The organism is Candidatus Tisiphia endosymbiont of Melanophora roralis (genome assembly GCF_964026575.1).
Classification (GTDB): Bacteria; Pseudomonadota; Alphaproteobacteria; order Rickettsiales; family Rickettsiaceae; genus Tisiphia.
Genome location: NZ_OZ032161.1, coordinates 1,273,713 through 1,288,306 on the forward strand (window position 1 = coordinate 1,273,713; position 14,594 = coordinate 1,288,306).

A 14,594-nucleotide genomic window follows, 5' to 3' on the forward strand; every position below is an offset into this window, starting at 1 on the left:
TAATATAAAAATATCCCTTAAAGTCAAATCATTTTTAATACTTTATATAAAACAAGCTCTACTTCTTCTTTATCCTTATTTGCATCAACAACATAGAATTCACTATTATCTCTATAATAGTGAAGTAACGGATAAGTTTCTATTTTATATTCTTCTATTCTTTGCTTAATAGTCTGTTCATCATCATCTTGTCTGTGCATAAACTTATCTGACCCACAAACATCACAGACATTATCAACCTTAGGTTTAATAAAATAACTATTATAAATTTGTCCACAATTCTCACAATTAAACCTACCTAAAATCCTCTTGATAATCACTTGATCGTCTATGTCAAAAAACACAACTTTAATCTTTTGATTAGCAAACATTCTTAAAAAATTAGCTTGCTCTAAATTACGAGGATAACCATCTAGCACATAACCGTTTTTATATATATCCTGAGTTAAAAACTCCTTAACTACATTATTCACCAATTTAGGAGGGACAAGTTTTCCTTGTGCCATATACTCTTTAATTAACAAACCATCCTTGTTATTAACCTTTACCATTTGTCTGAATATATCGCCAGTAGACACATGAGGTAAATTTAACTTTCTTGCCAATAACTGCCCTTGAGTTCCCTTCCCTGAACCAGGAGACCCTATAAGCACTATAATCATTTGAAACTCTTCTTTAAACATAACATAATATATACCCTCCACTAAGTTAAAATGTATAATTTTTTGCTTTAAAGAATTGTTTTTTTATAATATCAGTTAGTTTTTTAACTTCATTTTTTTAATTAATCCCTCATACTTACTGCTAAATAAATGAGTTTGAATTTGTACAAATGTATCTAGAACAACATTAACAACAATTAAAAAACTTGTACCCCCTAAGGCAAAAGATACGGCGTATTTATTCATTAACATTTCAGGAACTATACATATAAAACTAAGATATATACCACCTATTACAGTTAACCTAGTTAACAAATAATCAAAATATTCCGCAGTATTCTTACCAGGTCTTTTGCCAGGAATATATGCCCCATACTTTCTTAAATTATTTGCTGTTTCTTCTGAATTAAAAACTACTGCTGTATAAAAAAAACTAAAAAACATTATCAACGCAACATACAACAAAATATATAAAGGCTTCCCATGCCCTAGATGGAAAGTTAATAAACTCATAATTTCTGAATTATTGCTAGAAAAATTAGCTATTGTCACAGGAAACAACAAAATCGAACTAGCAAATATTGGCGGAATTACCCCAGAAGTATTAAGTTTAAGAGGCATATGAGTCGAATCACCACCATAAATTTTATTGCCAACTTGTCTCTTTGGATATTGTACCAAAACTTTTCTCTGTGCCTTCTCAAAGAAAATTATTATAGCTATAATTACAATAACTCCTAAACAAATAGCCATAACTACTATCGGAGACAAACCACCACTTCTTGACAACTCAAACATGCTTATAATAGCACTTGGTACACCCGACACTATACCTATAAATATAATCAAGGACGATCCATTACCAATACCTCTACCAGTAATCTGTTCACCAAGCCACATTAAGAACATAGTACCTACAACTAAAGTAATAACGGTAGTAACCTTGAAAAAAAGCCCCGGTATAATAACTACTGGACCTACATTAGTTACAACATGTTCCAAACTTACTGCAACACCATATGCCTGAAAAGAGGCTAATAAAACAGTTAAATATCTAGATAATTGATTGATTTTCCTTTTACCAACCTCACCTTCTTTTTTTAAATTCTCTAAAGGCTTGTAGGCTATTGACATTAATTGAATGATAATTGAAGCAGTTATATATGGCATAATTGCTAAAGCAAAAATAGACATTCTACCTAGAGACCCCCCAGATAGCATATTAAACATACCAAGTATACCAGATTGATTTTGTTCAGCCACACTGCTTAACGCAACCGAATCAATACCCGCTATAGGAATAAATGACCCAAATCTACATACTATAAGAGCCAAAATAGTAAAAATAATCCTATTAACTAAGTCTTTATTAGATTTTTGTGTGGAATTTAAACTCATAAATTACAATATTTGACCACCAACTTGTTCTATTAACTTCTTAGCAGAAGCAGAATAAGCATCTAATTGAAATGATAAGGGACTATTAAATTCACCATTTCTAACAGATAGTAATTTAACCAATAATTTAGTATTCTTAATTAACCCGACTTCAACTAATCTCTCTTTTGTTACAACTTCTGTTGAGTTCAAACGATTTTCTGCTATTAAAAATTCTATATCAGCAATATTTACTACACTATATTTCTTAGAACTAGGACAGTTAAAGCCTCTCTTTGGCAATCTTTTAATCATAGGCATCTGCCCCCCTTCAAAACCCTTGATAGCTACACCAGATCTAGATTTCTGCCCCTTAACACCTCTGCCACATGTTTTACCTTTACCACTGCCAATACCGCGACCTACTCTTTTTTTATCTCTCTTGGCACCAAAATTGTTAGATAACTCATTTAATTTCATTTTCTAAACTCTAATTTATTCTAATTTATATTTTCTACTTTTAACAAATGTCGTACCTTCTTGATCATCCCTCTAACAGAGTTTGTATCTTTCAAAATAACAGATTTATGCATTTTATTTAGACCCAAACCTACCAAGGTTTCTTCCTGATCATATTTACGACCTATACTACTACCAATTTGGGTAACTTTAACCTTTGCCTCATTCACTTTTTCTTGATTACTACTCATAAATTCCTACAACCCAATTATTACTTTACTTTAAATATAAAGACTCACTATAGCCCATTGCTTCCAAACCCCATTCACACGCAAATTCGGGATAAGAATTAGTTAATTCTTATCCCGAATTGGGGTTAATAGCCTTTGCAGGTTATTTTTTAGATTCTGCTACCTACGCGAGAATGACATCGAAACTTCTTAAGTTGACACCCATGAGTCTACGCCGAAAGGACTATTACACTATTTAAACTTGCACACTTGGTTCTGATATGATTTGTTGCCCTTTTGTAGATTTAGTTGATACCTCATTTATTCTTTTTCCTCTCCTTTCAGCAATATTCTTTGGAGAAGAGAGTTGAGATAATGCATCAAAAGTTGCAGCAATCATCGCATATACATTACTAGAACCCAAAGATTTGGCAACAATATCATGAACTCCTAAAGAATCAAAAATTGCTCTCATAGCACCACCAGCGATAACACCAGTACCTGCCTTGGCTCTTCTTAAAATGACTTTAGCTGCTCCGCTTTTACCAATGACATCATGATGAATAGTCCTATTTTGATAAAAAGGAATTTTAATCATATCTTTCCTTGCTTCTTGAGTAGCCTTAGCTCTAGCTTCTGTTACCTCTTTCGCCTTACCATGACCATAACCAACCTTACCGGCTTTATCACCAGCAACAATACAAGCAGAAAAAGAGAATTTTCTACCCCCCTTTACTACTTTAGTAACTCTGTTTACATCCACCAAAGTTTCTGTTAGTGCTTCACCCGTATTTTTTTTAGCTTTAGCCATTTCTTAAACCTAAAATTAAAATTTCATTTTTTTTCTTGCTGCATCAGCTAAAGCCTTAACAACACCATGATATTTATAACCACCCTTATCGAATACAACTTCTTGTACCCCTTTAAGCGATGCTCTTTCGCCTATTAAACCACCTACTTTCGTGGCTGTACCAATATTACAGTTGGATTTTTTTAACTGTCTAATTTCTTTATCTAAAGTCGAAGCAGATGCAATAGTTATTGATTGTTTGTCATCTATGACTTGTGCATATATGTGCTTTCCAGACTTAAAAATAGACAGCCTGAGTCTGTTTGATACCTTTGATATCTTAGACCTCACTCTAGCCTTTCTTATATCAAACTTTAACTTTGAACTACGCATATTTAACTCTTAAATTTTAATTTTTCTTACCTTCTTTCCTCTGAACATATTGACCTTTGCGTTTAATACCTTTACCTTTATATGGTTCAGGTGGTCTCTGCTTTATAATAATTGATATAAACTGACCTAACTTTTCTTTATCAACACTTTCCAATATAATCTGATTTTGTTTAGGAGCGGTAACTTTAATATTTTGAGGTATTTCTACTTTAGTATTATGACTTTTAGCAAGCATTAAGTTTAAATATTTATCCTTCACCAAAGCCTTATAACCGACGCCATTGACTTCAAGCTCTTCTGTAAAACCTTCTTTAACACCTTTTATCATACTATTTATTATACTTCGTGCCGTACCCCACATAGATCTAGCACTTTTAGTCTCTGCTAATGGTTTTACAAAAAGCTGATTATCTTGCAATAAAATTGCTATATTTCCTGCGAAAGTTTTTGTTAATTCTCCCTTGGGACCAACAACATTAACTTTCAACCCATCAAGTTCAACTTTCACCCCTTCAGGCACAGGGACTGGCAATTTTCCAATACGTGACATCTTTATACCTTAAAACACTTTACAAATTATTTCACCGCCAATTTTTTGGCTATGTGCTTCTCTATCTGATAAAACTCCTCTAGAAGTAGAAAGAATATAAATACCCATATTGTTATAATATCCTTTTAATTTATCAATAGAAGAATAAATCCTCTTACCTGGTTTTGAAACTCTACTTATTTCACATATAGCAGGTTTTCCATTAACAGAATATTTTAGATCCACTTCAATATGACTTATATTACCATCCTTGACAACTACATACTCTTTTATATAACCTTCTTTTTTTAAAACGTCCAAAATAGCACATTTTATTTTTGAACAAGGTAGAGATATATTCATCAATTTACTTTTTTGACCATTTCTAATTCTAGTCAACATATCCGCTATATTATCTGTCATTGACATACGATAAACCTACTATTTTAACTTCAGTTCGATATAAGAATTATTAATTTTTATATCTAATTGGCTTGTTATAAGGAAAAGTGTACCCTTGAAGCGGTTCTACGAGTACATTTCAACTTTTTTCATCATTCAATGGGTGATTTTAATTATTAAAACCACCTATTGAATAGAATATTACATTTTAACAATCAGGTACTGAACCGCTTCAAACCTGATTGTTTCTACTTAACCCTTGAATTCGATATAATAAGTTATATCGAATTCAAGCTATTTTACCAACTTGCTTTAATCAAACCAGGAACTAATCCCTTACTACCAAGATCTCTCAGCTTATTTCGTGATAGACCAAATTTACTATACACTCCTCTTGGACGTCCAGTAAGCTCACAGCGATTTCGGACTCTATTCATAGCTGAGTTTCTAGGTAACTTAGCTAAAACCATCACTAGCGAAAATCTTTCTTCCAAAGATAAAGTTTTATCGTAAATCTTGTCCTTTAATTTAGCACGCTTGTTATATAAACTTTGTGCCATCTTTCTTCTTCTATTATTCTTTTTTATAGAACTTACTTTAGCCATCTATTTTTCTTCTAAAAATTAATTATAAAAAGGCAAATTAAAGCCAGAAAGTAATAATTTACCTTCTTCATTATTCATAGCACTTGTAACAATCGTGATATCCATACCACGAATTACATCTATCTTGTCGTAATTAATCTCTGGAAAAACAATCTGTTCTTTTATACCAAAAGTAAAATTACCTCTACCATCAAAACTTTTACTGGAGAAACCTCTAAATTCTTTAATACGCGGTAGAGCAACGATTACTAATCTCTCTAAAAAATCATACATTCTATCTTTGCGCAGAGTAACTTTACAACCAACTTTCATACCTTCACGAAGCTTAAAAGTAGCAATAGATTTTTTGGCCTCAGTCACTAAAGGCTTTTGTCCTGAAATTAGAGTTAGATCATTGACAGCATTATTAATTACCTTAGAATCTGCAACCGTTTCACCAACACCCATATTAACAACAATTTTTACAACCTTAGGCATTTGATGTTTATTCTTGTACGCAAACTCTTTCTGTAAGTTTGGTACAATCTCTTTAGTGTATAAATCTTTAAACCTGAGCAACATTACTTACCTTCCTTACTACTAATAATTTCACCAGACTTCTTAGCTACTCTTACTTTAGAACCATCTTCTAGAAATTTAAAAGCAACTTTTGTATGGTTACCTGTTTTAGGATCTATGTGAGCAACATTGGATATATGTATGGATAATTCCTTTGACACTATGCCACCTTCACTTGTTTTACTCGCCTTAACATGCTTGCGAACAATATTTATACCCGAAACAATAGCTCTATTTTGCTCAGGCAAAACCTTTAAGACCTTACCCTTTTTTCCCTTATTTTTTCCGGTGATAACAATAACTTCATCACCTTTCTTAATTTTTAGCTTAATCATTACAACACCTCTTCTGCAAGTGACATAATCTTAACGAATTTTTTTGCCCTTAATTCTCTAGTTACAGGACCGAAAACTCTTGTACCTATTGGTTCTCCTTGCTTATTTAAAAGTACTGCTGCATTAGAATCAAATTTAATTGTACTACCATCTGCCCTTCTAACACCCTTTTTTGTTCTAACAATTAGAGCCCTATGTACGTCACCTTTTTTTACTTTTCCGCTTGGTAAAGCTTCTTTTATAGATACCACAATGACATCCCCAAGATTTGCTATCATGTGATGTGACCCACCAAGCACTTTAATACACATAATTTTTTTAGCACCAGAGTTATCCGCAACATCTAAGATGCTCTGCATCTGAATCATAACTTACTTCCACTTGAGAATTTAATAACGCAACACAATAAACAATCTAAACAACAAAGTCAAAGGATAAAACTCACCATTCTGTAACAACTAAACCTATTATTAAAGAGATACCTCTACATCCCCTAACACTACCCAAGACTTAGTTTTAGATATAGGGCGACTTTCAACTATACTAACCTTATCACCATCCTTATAAGTATTTTCTGAATCATGAGCAGCATATTTTTTAGAAACTTTTACAATTTTTTTGTATATAGGATGCTTAAACCTACGCTCTACTTTAACTGTAATAGTCTTATCAGTTTTTGAACTTACAACAACACCCTGTAGCACTCTTTTCGGCATTTCCCTATTCTCCAGTTTTTGATCTTATAGTTAACTCTGTATTAATACGAGCTATTGTTTTTTTTACAAAAGAAAACCTGCTAGTATTTTGTAATTCACCTAATGTTCTCTGGAATCGTAGATTAAAAAACTCTTTTTTAAACAAAATTCTCTTTTTGTGAAGCTCTTCCGTAGTCTGCCCAACCAATTCCTTTGCTGATACCCCTAAATTATTCATAACGCCTCACTATCTTTGTTCTTACAGGCAATTTTGCACTAGCAAGCTCAAGTGCTTTCGTCGCTACATCATCTGTAACCCCTTCCACTTCAAACATAATTCTTCCAGGTGATACTCTCACTGCAAAAAATTCAGTAGAACCTTTTCCTTTACCCATTCTAACTTCCGCAGGCTTCTTTGATACAGGCAAATCAGGAAAAATTTTAATCCATAATCTCCCCTGCCTTTTCATACAACGAACTGCAGCCTTTCTTGCTGCCTCTATTTGTCTTGCGGTAACCCTTAAACCATCTAATGATTTCAAGCCAAAAGAACCGAAAGCTAGCATAGTACCAGCCTTTGCTTTTGAGGAAACTCTCCCCTTATGTGCTTTTCTAAATTTTTGTTTTTTTGGAGCTAACATTATTTTACTTCAAAATTAATTATGTTTCTTTCTACTTTCCACATGATCACCCCTATAGACCCAAACCTTTATACCTATAACTCCATAAGTTGTCATAGCTTCAGCAGTCGCATAGTCAATATCAGCTCTCAAAGTATGTAAAGGTACTCTACCTTCTCTATACCACTCTGTTCTCGCTATTTCAGCTCCAGCTAAACGTCCAGAACAAGCAACCTTTATACCTAATCCTCCTTGCTTAAAGCAGGCTTGGATAGCGGTTTTCATAGCTTTTCTAAAAGACACTCTTTTTTCAAGCTGCATAGCAATCGTTTGAGCAATAATGTTAGAGTCTATATTAGGCTTCTTTACTTCATGTATGTTAATATATATTTCTTCTAAACCCGTAATTTTTTGGACAGATTTTTTTAATTTATCAATGTCGTTACCACTTTTACCTATAATAACTCCAGGCTTTTTAGCAAAAATATTAATTATAACATTCTTATTAGAAGGCCTCTCTATTAATACTCTACTAACTTGTGCTTGCACATAGTTTTTATTAACTAGATTTCTAACCTCTAAATCTTGGATAAGAAGGACTTTATAGTGCTTCTTATCAGCATATAACACCGAGTCCCAACCTTTAATTAATGTCGGACCAACTCTAAAGCCATGCGGATTAACTTTTTGCCCCATATCTTATTTCCCCTCAACTTCAGTAACTGTAATATATAAATTACTAAAAAATTTATTAATCCTTGTTGCTCTTCCTTTAGCTCTTGGCATAATTCTTTTCATCACCAACGCCTTACCTACAGTTGCAGAAGTAATAAACAAAGTATCAATATCTAAACCAAAATTATTTTCAGCATTAGCAACAGCAGACTGCAAACATTTTTTTACATCTTGAGCAATTCTTCTAGGGGAAAAGGTAAGCTGAATTAGAGCCTCAGACACTTTCATATTCCTAATAGAAGTTGCAACCAAATTCAATTTCCTCGGACTCACTCTAAGAGATTTAGCAATTGCTGTAGTAGAGCCTTTATTCACCTTCACCATATCTATTTTCTCTTAACTTTTTTATCTGTGCCATGACCATGAAAAGTCCTAGTTGGAGAAAATTCACCTAATTTTTTACCAACCATTTCTTCACTTACAGTAACAGGTATAAATTTATTTCCATTATGTACAGCAAATGTTATTCCAACAAAAAATGGTAAAATTGTTGACCTTCTAGACCAAGTCTGAATCATTTCTGATTTACCAGATTCAATCAATTTTTGTACTTTTTTTATCAAATAACCATCTACAAAAGGTCCTTTCCAAACTGAACGAGCCATAATTACTACCTAATTACTTTCTTCTCTTAATAATAAATTTTGATGTAAGCTTATTCTTACGTGTTTTCTTACCCTTAGTTGGGAAACCCCATGGAGTCACTGGATGACGACCACCAGAAGTTTTGCCCTCTCCCCCCCCATGTGGGTGATCGACTGGATTCATTGCAACACCACGAACATGTGGTCTCCAACCTAGCCATCTATTTCTTCCGGCCTTACCTAAATTGGTATTTTTTTGATCAGGGTTTGAAACAACACCTATGGTAGCTTTACAATCTAACGGTATCAATCTAAATTCTCCAGATCGAAGCTTGATCTGTGCATAACCCGAATCCTTACCTACTAAATTAACAGAAGTACCAGCAGATCTTGCAATTTGACCACCTTTACCAACTTTCATTTCTACATTATGTAAAGTAGTACCAACAGGAATAGATTTCAAAGATAAACAATTTCCTACTTTTATGTCAGCTTCATCACTTGATACTATTCTATCTCCTATAATAAGCTTTTGTGGTGCTAAAATATAAGAATACTCACCATCATCGAATTTAATTAAAGCAATGAAGGAAGTTCTGTTAGGATCATATTCTATTCTTTCAACAGTAGCAAATACATCCTGTTTATTTCTTTTAAAATCAATTATACGATAAAGTCTTTTATGCCCTCCTCCTCTATGCCAAGCAGTGGTTCTACCCAAATTATTTCTACCACCAGTCTTAGATAAACCTTTAGTTAAAGCTTTATGAGGCTTACCCTTCCAAAGATCAGATTTATCAACCTGTACTAATTCTCTAAGGGATGGAGTAACTGGATTAAACGTTTTTAAAGCCATTTATTTAATACCCCCTGTAAAATCAATAGTATAATCTTTTTCTAACGTCACAATTGCTTTCTTTTTATCTGATTGTCTGCCATTAACACCCTTGAATCTTTTTCTCTTACCTTTTACATTCATTATGTTAACTTTTTTAACCTTAACCTGAAAAATCTTTTCAACCGCCATCTTGATAGAAGCTTTCTCAGCACTATCAGCAACATGAAAAGTAAACTTATTTTGTTGCTCAGATAAAATATTGGTCTTCTCAGTGATCACAGGATTCCTAATAAGATCATAATGTTTATAAGACTTCACTTTAACCTCTTTTCTAAAGCATCTACAGCTTCTTGTGATAACAAAACATAATCATGGCGTATTATATCATAAACATTTGCACCAATTTGCGGTACTGAAATAGTATTTGGAATATTTTGTACTGCCAAAGAAAAATTGATATCAACCTCATCACCACTAACAATAAAATAACTTTTACCATGAAAATTATTTAATAATTTTATAAGATTAGAAGTTTTGGATTCATGTAATTTTAAAGAATCTACTATTAGCAGTTTTCCTTCAGCTAATTTTTCTGACAAAGCATGTTTTAAACCAAGTTTTCTAACTTTTTTTGGCAATTTTGTAGCATGACTCCTTGTTACTGGACCATGAGAAACTCCACCACCTCTCATTTGGACAGATCTTAAAGATCCTTGCCTTGCATTACCCGTACCTTTTTGCTTAAAAGGTTTCTTTGTAGTACCAGATACTTGCGACACTGTCTTTGTTTGATGTGTACCAGCCATAGCTTTAGCTCTCTGCCAATCAACAACAAGCTTGATAATATCTTCCCTAACAAAATCTACGGCAAAAACTTCGTTATCTAAATCAATCTCACCAACAGCTTCATTTTCAAGATTTAATAATTTGGCTTTCATATAGTTTATCCTATAGCTGTAATGGTTTTCTTAATAGCATCCTTAATGTAGACATAAGATCCTTTTGAACCGGGAATATTTCCACTAACTATGATTATGCTTTTTTCCATATCAGTATCGACTACTTTCAAATTTTGAATAGTAACTCTTGTACTTCCCATATGACCAGCCATTTTCTTATTCTTAAATACTTTACCAGGATCTTGCCTACCACCAGTAGAACCATGCGAACGGTGAGACACAGATACACCATGTGAAGCCTCAAGTCCTCTAAAATTATGCCTTTTCATACTACCAGCAAAACCTTTACCAATAGTAGTACCTACAACATCTATAAACTGACCAATAACAAAATGATCCACATACAATGTAGCACCTACATCAAGGAAACAAGTTTCAGAAATTCTAAATTCCTTCAATTTTTCCTTTGGCGTAACTTGAGCATTAGCAAATACCTGCTTCATTGGTTTTGTTACTTTAGATAATTTTTTATCTTTTACCCCAATAACCAAAGCATTATAGCCATCCCTTTCTAGGGTCTTTTGTCCCACTACTTGGCAATCTTCAACTTGTAGAAAAGTAACAGTAGCTCTCTCACCCTTTTCATTAAAAATTGAACTCATACCAATTTTTTTAGCAATTAAACCGGTTCTCATTACTCAACACTCTCTAACTTAATCTCAACATCAACACCAGCAGGCAAATCAACTTTTTTTAAAGCATCAACAGTCTGAGGAGTTGGATAACTTATTATCAAAAGTCTTTTCTGAATTCTAATCTCAAATTGCTCCCTTGATTTTTTATTGACATGCGGAGACCTATTAACGGTAAATCTCTCAATTGTCCTTGGCAACGGAATTGGACCAATTATATCAGCACCGGTTCTTTTAACAGCCCCTACTATTTCTCTAGTACCTTGCTCAAGCGAGCGGTGATCAAACGACTTTAAACGAATTTTGATTTTTTGATTATTTTTCATTAACTAAACCTTTTTATAAACAGCTAGACCAGTCAAAGCACATTCTTTAATAGATTTACTCTAATTAAACATATTTTGCCTAACCCTAAAAAAATAGTCATCCTGAAATTTTTCAGGATGACTATTTCTTATTATTTTATAATCTTTGATACTACACCGGCTCCTACTGTCCTACCACCTTCACGTATAGCAAAACGTACGCCCTCTTCCATAGCTATTGGAGCGATCAATGCAATTTTCAGATTCGCATTATCACCAGGCATCACCATTGTTTTACCATCTTTCAAAGTGATTTCTCCAGTTACATCAGTCGTTCTAAAATAAAACTGTGGTCGATATTTATCTGTAAATGCTGTATGACGACCACCTTCTTTTGTGGTAAGTACATAAACTTCAGCTTCAAACTCAGTATGCGGAGTTATACTTCCAGGCTTAGCTAACACTTGACCTCTGCATACATCTTCTCTTTTAGTTCCACGCAGTAATATACCAACATTATCACCGGCTTCACCTTGATCTAATAGCTTCTTAAACATTTCCACACCAGTACAAGTAGTTTTTTGAGTATCTCTTATACCGACAATCTCTACCTCTTCACCAACTTTTACTATACCTTTTTCGATTCTACCAGTAACAACCGTACCTCTTCCAGAAATAGAAAATACATCTTCTATTGACATTAAGAAAGGTTTATCTGTATCTCTCTCAGGTTGAGGTATATATTCATCAATAGCATTCATCAACTCTTTAATCGCAGCTTCACCTTCAGGTTTTCCTTCTAGAGCCTGTAAAGCTGAACCTCTGATAACTGGTATATCATCTCCAGGAAAATCATACATTGATAAAAGTTCTCTGACTTCCATTTCTACTAAGTCAAGCAATTCTGGATCATCAACCATATCAACTTTATTCAAAAATACAACTATTGCAGGTACGCCAACTTGCTTAGCAAGCAATATATGTTCCCTTGTTTGAGGCATTGGACCATCAGCAGCAGATACTACCAATATAGCAGCATCCATTTGAGCTGCACCACTTATCATATTCTTTATATAATCTGCGTGACCAGGACAGTCAATGTGAGCATAATGCCTTTTTTTAGTTCTATATTCAACGTGAGCAGTAGCAATAGTTATACCCCTTTCCCTCTCTTCAGGAGCTTTATCAATGTCATCATAATTAGTAGCCTGTGCTCCACCTTCTTTTGATAACACTAAAGTTATTGCAGCTGTTAAAGAAGTCTTACCATGATCTACGTGTCCTATAGTACCTATATTACAATGGGGTAGATCCCTTTCAAATTTTACCTTTGCCATAATTCATTCTCCACAATTTAAGATTTAATACAATTTAACATAAAAATACAAATTTATCCAATTTCCAATTATCACCAATACTCTTGGAGCGGGTGATGGGAATCGAACCCACGTGGCCAGCTTGGAAGGCTGGAGCTCTACCATTGAGCTACACCCGCGTATCTACCTAACCAACTTGTGGTGGAGGAAGAAGGATTCGAACCTTCGTACGCTCACGCGGGCAGATTTACAGTCTGCTGCCATTGACCACTCGGCCATTCCTCCAAAGAATTTACGCAAGTATTAAATGGTCTAATTAAACGTAAAGCATATATATAACTTAGTATAAGTACCAACAAATCTTCTTTGCTCTTTTCCAAGGACATTTGAACTTCGGGCTATAAGCCTTTATAAATAAGGATATAACCCTTAAACAACATCAGTATCATTCCTGCGTAATCGCATGGGTGTTAACTTAAGAAGCCTCTATATCCTTCCCGCGGCGGGAATCCAAAAAACAGCCTAAATGGCTGTTAGGTATCATGGACTTGCCTACACGGGAAGGACATCTTTTTTGTTATAAAGCTGAAACTCAAATGACCCCGGCTCTTTTCTCTTGAACTATCCTAAATAAGCTAATATTAAACTTACATTACTTCAGAACGTTTATCAGTTGTAACTTTCTATAATAAATAGTAGTTTGTGTCAAGAATAAATTACTCTAGGTTCTAATAAGATGAGAAATAAAGCTAAAATTTCTAAAGATTTGCACTATATATACGGCAAACATCCAGTATTTGCAGCATTAAGCAACCCAAAACGTTATATTCAAAATGTTTTATGTACAGAAGATATTTTCAATTTGCACAAAAATTTAATCTCTAACCACCCGTATGAGATTACCAACATAGATTACTTAACCCGTCTTTTTGGTTCAAATCATAATCATCAGGGAATAGCCGCTAACGTTAAAAGTATCTTCTCTAATCGTATTGAAGATATTGACATAACTATTCCTAATTGTAAAGTTGCTATTTTGGATCAAATAACCGATCCACAAAATATTGGTGCTATTATTCGTAGTGCAGCTTCTTTTGACATCACGACCATAATATTACCTCTAGATAATGCACCTGATGAAAATGCTACCATAGCAAAAACAGCTTCTGGAGCTTTAGAGCTAGTACAAATGGTTAAAGTCACTAATTTAAGGTGGTCAATAGAATATCTAAAAAAACATGGGTTTTGGATTATTGGTCTTGATGGCAACGCAAAACAATCTTTAAGTACAAAAATATTTTCAGATAAAATGGCAATAGTACTTGGCTCTGAAGATAAAGGAATCAGACGTCTAGTTAAAGAAGCATGTGATCATTTAGTTAAAATACCCATTTCAAGTAAAGTAGAAAGCTTAAATGTCTCAAATGCTGCTGCAATAGCGTTTTATTTGATTTCATTAGAGGCAAAATAAATAAAGCTTAATTATATAACATGAATTTTTAGCAAAATTATACTAGAAAATTAAGTAATTTTGTATATAACGACCAACCATAATCCGTTTTAAACGGAT

At 33.6% G+C, this 14,594-nt stretch carries 25 protein-coding genes and 2 tRNA genes; 1 reads left to right on the forward strand and 26 read right to left on the reverse strand.

Annotation, left to right across the window (positions count from 1 at the left end; genetic code table 11):
- Window positions 1–23: 23 nt before the first annotated feature.
- The 26 genes from AAGD53_RS06065 to AAGD53_RS06190 all read right to left on the reverse strand — a co-directional run bounded on the left by AAGD53_RS06065 (window position 24) and on the right by AAGD53_RS06190 (window position 13,309).
- Complete coding sequence (locus AAGD53_RS06065; RefSeq protein WP_341763435.1) at window positions 24–662, reverse strand: adenylate kinase; 639 nt, start codon at window positions 660–662, stop codon at window positions 24–26.
- A 96-nt stretch (window positions 663–758) separates the two neighbouring features.
- Complete coding sequence (gene secY / locus AAGD53_RS06070) at window positions 759–2,060, reverse strand: preprotein translocase subunit SecY (RefSeq protein ID WP_341762582.1); 1,302 nt, start codon at window positions 2,058–2,060, stop codon at window positions 759–761.
- Window positions 2,061–2,063: 3 nt separating this feature from the next.
- On the reverse strand, window positions 2,064–2,519 hold the full coding sequence (gene rplO / locus AAGD53_RS06075; protein ID WP_341762583.1) for a 50S ribosomal protein L15: 456 nt from the start codon (window positions 2,517–2,519) through the stop codon (window positions 2,064–2,066).
- A 20-nt stretch (window positions 2,520–2,539) separates the two neighbouring features.
- Complete coding sequence (gene rpmD, locus AAGD53_RS06080; protein ID WP_341761527.1) at window positions 2,540–2,749, reverse strand: 50S ribosomal protein L30; 210 nt, start codon at window positions 2,747–2,749, stop codon at window positions 2,540–2,542.
- Window positions 2,750–2,984: 235 nt separating this feature from the next.
- Window positions 2,985–3,539, reverse strand: coding sequence for a 30S ribosomal protein S5 (rpsE, locus tag AAGD53_RS06085; protein ID WP_341762584.1), 555 nt, complete (start codon window positions 3,537–3,539; stop codon window positions 2,985–2,987).
- 15 nt (window positions 3,540–3,554) lie between these two features.
- A complete protein-coding gene (rplR, locus tag AAGD53_RS06090) occupies window positions 3,555–3,911 on the reverse strand; it encodes a 50S ribosomal protein L18 (RefSeq protein ID WP_341762585.1) in 357 nt (118 codons plus the stop codon).
- 16 nt (window positions 3,912–3,927) lie between these two features.
- On the reverse strand, window positions 3,928–4,461 hold the full coding sequence (gene rplF, locus AAGD53_RS06095; protein WP_341748187.1) for a 50S ribosomal protein L6: 534 nt from the start codon (window positions 4,459–4,461) through the stop codon (window positions 3,928–3,930).
- Window positions 4,462–4,470: 9 nt separating this feature from the next.
- Window positions 4,471–4,869 carry a 30S ribosomal protein S8 gene (rpsH, locus tag AAGD53_RS06100; RefSeq protein WP_341762586.1) on the reverse strand — a complete coding sequence of 133 codons (399 nt, stop codon included), beginning with the start codon at window positions 4,867–4,869 and terminating at the stop codon, window positions 4,471–4,473.
- 272 nt (window positions 4,870–5,141) lie between these two features.
- Window positions 5,142–5,447: a 30S ribosomal protein S14 gene (gene rpsN, locus AAGD53_RS06105; RefSeq protein ID WP_341748185.1), complete on the reverse strand. Its 306-nt coding sequence runs from the start codon at window positions 5,445–5,447 to the stop codon at window positions 5,142–5,144.
- 18 nt (window positions 5,448–5,465) lie between these two features.
- Window positions 5,466–6,005: a 50S ribosomal protein L5 gene (rplE, locus tag AAGD53_RS06110; RefSeq protein WP_375331539.1), complete on the reverse strand. Its 540-nt coding sequence runs from the start codon at window positions 6,003–6,005 to the stop codon at window positions 5,466–5,468.
- A 2-nt stretch (window positions 6,006–6,007) separates the two neighbouring features.
- Window positions 6,008–6,340: a 50S ribosomal protein L24 gene (gene rplX / locus AAGD53_RS06115; protein WP_341754669.1), complete on the reverse strand. Its 333-nt coding sequence runs from the start codon at window positions 6,338–6,340 to the stop codon at window positions 6,008–6,010.
- A complete protein-coding gene (gene rplN, locus AAGD53_RS06120; RefSeq protein ID WP_341748182.1) occupies window positions 6,340–6,708 on the reverse strand; it encodes a 50S ribosomal protein L14 in 369 nt (122 codons plus the stop codon). The genes rplX and rplN overlap by 1 nt, the downstream gene beginning before the upstream one ends.
- A 102-nt stretch (window positions 6,709–6,810) precedes the next feature.
- Entirely contained in the window at window positions 6,811–7,056 is a 246-nt protein-coding gene (gene rpsQ / locus AAGD53_RS06125; protein ID WP_341761530.1) for a 30S ribosomal protein S17, read from the reverse strand.
- Between the two features lie 4 nt (window positions 7,057–7,060).
- On the reverse strand, window positions 7,061–7,273 hold the full coding sequence (gene rpmC / locus AAGD53_RS06130) for a 50S ribosomal protein L29 (protein WP_341761531.1): 213 nt from the start codon (window positions 7,271–7,273) through the stop codon (window positions 7,061–7,063).
- On the reverse strand, window positions 7,266–7,676 hold the full coding sequence (gene rplP, locus AAGD53_RS06135) for a 50S ribosomal protein L16 (RefSeq protein ID WP_341761532.1): 411 nt from the start codon (window positions 7,674–7,676) through the stop codon (window positions 7,266–7,268). Before rplP ends, rpmC begins: the two co-directional genes overlap by 8 nt.
- Before the next feature lie 15 nt (window positions 7,677–7,691).
- The gene (gene rpsC, locus AAGD53_RS06140; RefSeq protein ID WP_341762587.1) at window positions 7,692–8,351 is read right to left on the reverse strand and encodes a 30S ribosomal protein S3; all 660 of its coding nucleotides are present in this window, start codon (window positions 8,349–8,351) and stop codon (window positions 7,692–7,694) included.
- A 3-nt stretch (window positions 8,352–8,354) separates the two neighbouring features.
- Window positions 8,355–8,714: a 50S ribosomal protein L22 gene (gene rplV / locus AAGD53_RS06145; RefSeq protein ID WP_341748177.1), complete on the reverse strand. Its 360-nt coding sequence runs from the start codon at window positions 8,712–8,714 to the stop codon at window positions 8,355–8,357.
- A gap of 2 nt (window positions 8,715–8,716) precedes the next feature.
- Window positions 8,717–8,995: a 30S ribosomal protein S19 gene (gene rpsS, locus AAGD53_RS06150; protein ID WP_341748176.1), complete on the reverse strand. Its 279-nt coding sequence runs from the start codon at window positions 8,993–8,995 to the stop codon at window positions 8,717–8,719.
- 13 nt (window positions 8,996–9,008) lie between these two features.
- Window positions 9,009–9,830: a 50S ribosomal protein L2 gene (rplB, locus tag AAGD53_RS06155; RefSeq protein WP_341762588.1), complete on the reverse strand. Its 822-nt coding sequence runs from the start codon at window positions 9,828–9,830 to the stop codon at window positions 9,009–9,011.
- The gene (rplW, locus tag AAGD53_RS06160) at window positions 9,831–10,130 is read right to left on the reverse strand and encodes a 50S ribosomal protein L23 (RefSeq protein WP_341762589.1); all 300 of its coding nucleotides are present in this window, start codon (window positions 10,128–10,130) and stop codon (window positions 9,831–9,833) included.
- A complete protein-coding gene (gene rplD, locus AAGD53_RS06165) occupies window positions 10,127–10,750 on the reverse strand; it encodes a 50S ribosomal protein L4 (protein ID WP_341748173.1) in 624 nt (207 codons plus the stop codon). Before rplD ends, rplW begins: the two co-directional genes overlap by 4 nt.
- Window positions 10,751–10,755: 5 nt before the next feature.
- Window positions 10,756–11,406, reverse strand: coding sequence for a 50S ribosomal protein L3 (gene rplC, locus AAGD53_RS06170; RefSeq protein ID WP_341762590.1), 651 nt, complete (start codon window positions 11,404–11,406; stop codon window positions 10,756–10,758).
- Complete coding sequence (gene rpsJ / locus AAGD53_RS06175; protein ID WP_341748171.1) at window positions 11,406–11,729, reverse strand: 30S ribosomal protein S10; 324 nt, start codon at window positions 11,727–11,729, stop codon at window positions 11,406–11,408. Before rpsJ ends, rplC begins: the two co-directional genes overlap by 1 nt.
- A 131-nt stretch (window positions 11,730–11,860) precedes the next feature.
- Window positions 11,861–13,045 carry an elongation factor Tu gene (tuf, locus tag AAGD53_RS06180; RefSeq protein WP_341748170.1) on the reverse strand — a complete coding sequence of 395 codons (1,185 nt, stop codon included), beginning with the start codon at window positions 13,043–13,045 and terminating at the stop codon, window positions 11,861–11,863.
- Between the two features lie 84 nt (window positions 13,046–13,129).
- Window positions 13,130–13,203 (reverse strand) — tRNA-Gly (locus AAGD53_RS06185).
- A gap of 20 nt (window positions 13,204–13,223) precedes the next feature.
- Window positions 13,224–13,309: transfer RNA gene (locus AAGD53_RS06190), tRNA-Tyr, on the reverse strand.
- Between the two features lie 451 nt (window positions 13,310–13,760).
- On the opposite strand from AAGD53_RS06190, the gene rlmB reads away from it, so the two are divergent.
- Complete coding sequence (gene rlmB, locus AAGD53_RS06195; protein WP_341762591.1) at window positions 13,761–14,495, forward strand: 23S rRNA (guanosine(2251)-2'-O)-methyltransferase RlmB; 735 nt, start codon at window positions 13,761–13,763, stop codon at window positions 14,493–14,495.
- Window positions 14,496–14,594 lie beyond the last annotated feature (99 nt).

Excerpts from the sequence above, each read along its gene's own strand:
- rplO (WP_341762583.1), bottom strand. The coding sequence starts at position 2,519 with ATGAAATTAAATGAGTTATCTAACAATTTTGGTGCCAAGAGAGATAAA.
- rpsQ (WP_341761530.1), bottom strand. The coding sequence starts at position 7,056 with ATGCCGAAAAGAGTGCTACAGGGTGTTGTTGTAAGTTCAAAAACTGAT.
- rplR (WP_341762585.1), bottom strand. The coding sequence starts at position 3,911 with ATGCGTAGTTCAAAGTTAAAGTTTGATATAAGAAAGGCTAGAGTGAGG.
- rplN (WP_341748182.1), bottom strand. The coding sequence starts at position 6,708 with ATGATTCAGATGCAGAGCATCTTAGATGTTGCGGATAACTCTGGTGCT.
- AAGD53_RS06065 (WP_341763435.1), bottom strand. The coding sequence starts at position 662 with ATGATTATAGTGCTTATAGGGTCTCCTGGTTCAGGGAAGGGAACTCAA.
- rpsJ (WP_341748171.1), bottom strand. The coding sequence starts at position 11,729 with ATGAAAAATAATCAAAAAATCAAAATTCGTTTAAAGTCGTTTGATCAC.
- rlmB (WP_341762591.1), top strand. The coding sequence starts at position 13,761 with ATGAGAAATAAAGCTAAAATTTCTAAAGATTTGCACTATATATACGGC.
- rpsE (WP_341762584.1), bottom strand. The coding sequence starts at position 3,539 with ATGGCTAAAGCTAAAAAAAATACGGGTGAAGCACTAACAGAAACTTTG.
- rpmC (WP_341761531.1), bottom strand. The coding sequence starts at position 7,273 with ATGAATAATTTAGGGGTATCAGCAAAGGAATTGGTTGGGCAGACTACG.
- rplD (WP_341748173.1), bottom strand. The coding sequence starts at position 10,750 with ATGAAAGCCAAATTATTAAATCTTGAAAATGAAGCTGTTGGTGAGATT.
- secY (WP_341762582.1), bottom strand. The coding sequence starts at position 2,060 with ATGAGTTTAAATTCCACACAAAAATCTAATAAAGACTTAGTTAATAGG.
- rpmD (WP_341761527.1), bottom strand. The coding sequence starts at position 2,749 with ATGAGTAGTAATCAAGAAAAAGTGAATGAGGCAAAGGTTAAAGTTACC.
- rplV (WP_341748177.1), bottom strand. The coding sequence starts at position 8,714 with ATGGTGAAGGTGAATAAAGGCTCTACTACAGCAATTGCTAAATCTCTT.
- rplP (WP_341761532.1), bottom strand. The coding sequence starts at position 7,676 with ATGTTAGCTCCAAAAAAACAAAAATTTAGAAAAGCACATAAGGGGAGA.
- rplX (WP_341754669.1), bottom strand. The coding sequence starts at position 6,340 with ATGATTAAGCTAAAAATTAAGAAAGGTGATGAAGTTATTGTTATCACC.
- rplB (WP_341762588.1), bottom strand. The coding sequence starts at position 9,830 with ATGGCTTTAAAAACGTTTAATCCAGTTACTCCATCCCTTAGAGAATTA.
- rplC (WP_341762590.1), bottom strand. The coding sequence starts at position 11,406 with ATGAGAACCGGTTTAATTGCTAAAAAAATTGGTATGAGTTCAATTTTT.
- rpsN (WP_341748185.1), bottom strand. The coding sequence starts at position 5,447 with ATGGCTAAAGTAAGTTCTATAAAAAAGAATAATAGAAGAAGAAAGATG.
- rpsH (WP_341762586.1), bottom strand. The coding sequence starts at position 4,869 with ATGTCAATGACAGATAATATAGCGGATATGTTGACTAGAATTAGAAAT.
- rplF (WP_341748187.1), bottom strand. The coding sequence starts at position 4,461 with ATGTCACGTATTGGAAAATTGCCAGTCCCTGTGCCTGAAGGGGTGAAA.
- rpsS (WP_341748176.1), bottom strand. The coding sequence starts at position 8,995 with ATGGCTCGTTCAGTTTGGAAAGGACCTTTTGTAGATGGTTATTTGATA.
- tuf (WP_341748170.1), bottom strand. The coding sequence starts at position 13,045 with ATGGCAAAGGTAAAATTTGAAAGGGATCTACCCCATTGTAATATAGGT.
- rpsC (WP_341762587.1), bottom strand. The coding sequence starts at position 8,351 with ATGGGGCAAAAAGTTAATCCGCATGGCTTTAGAGTTGGTCCGACATTA.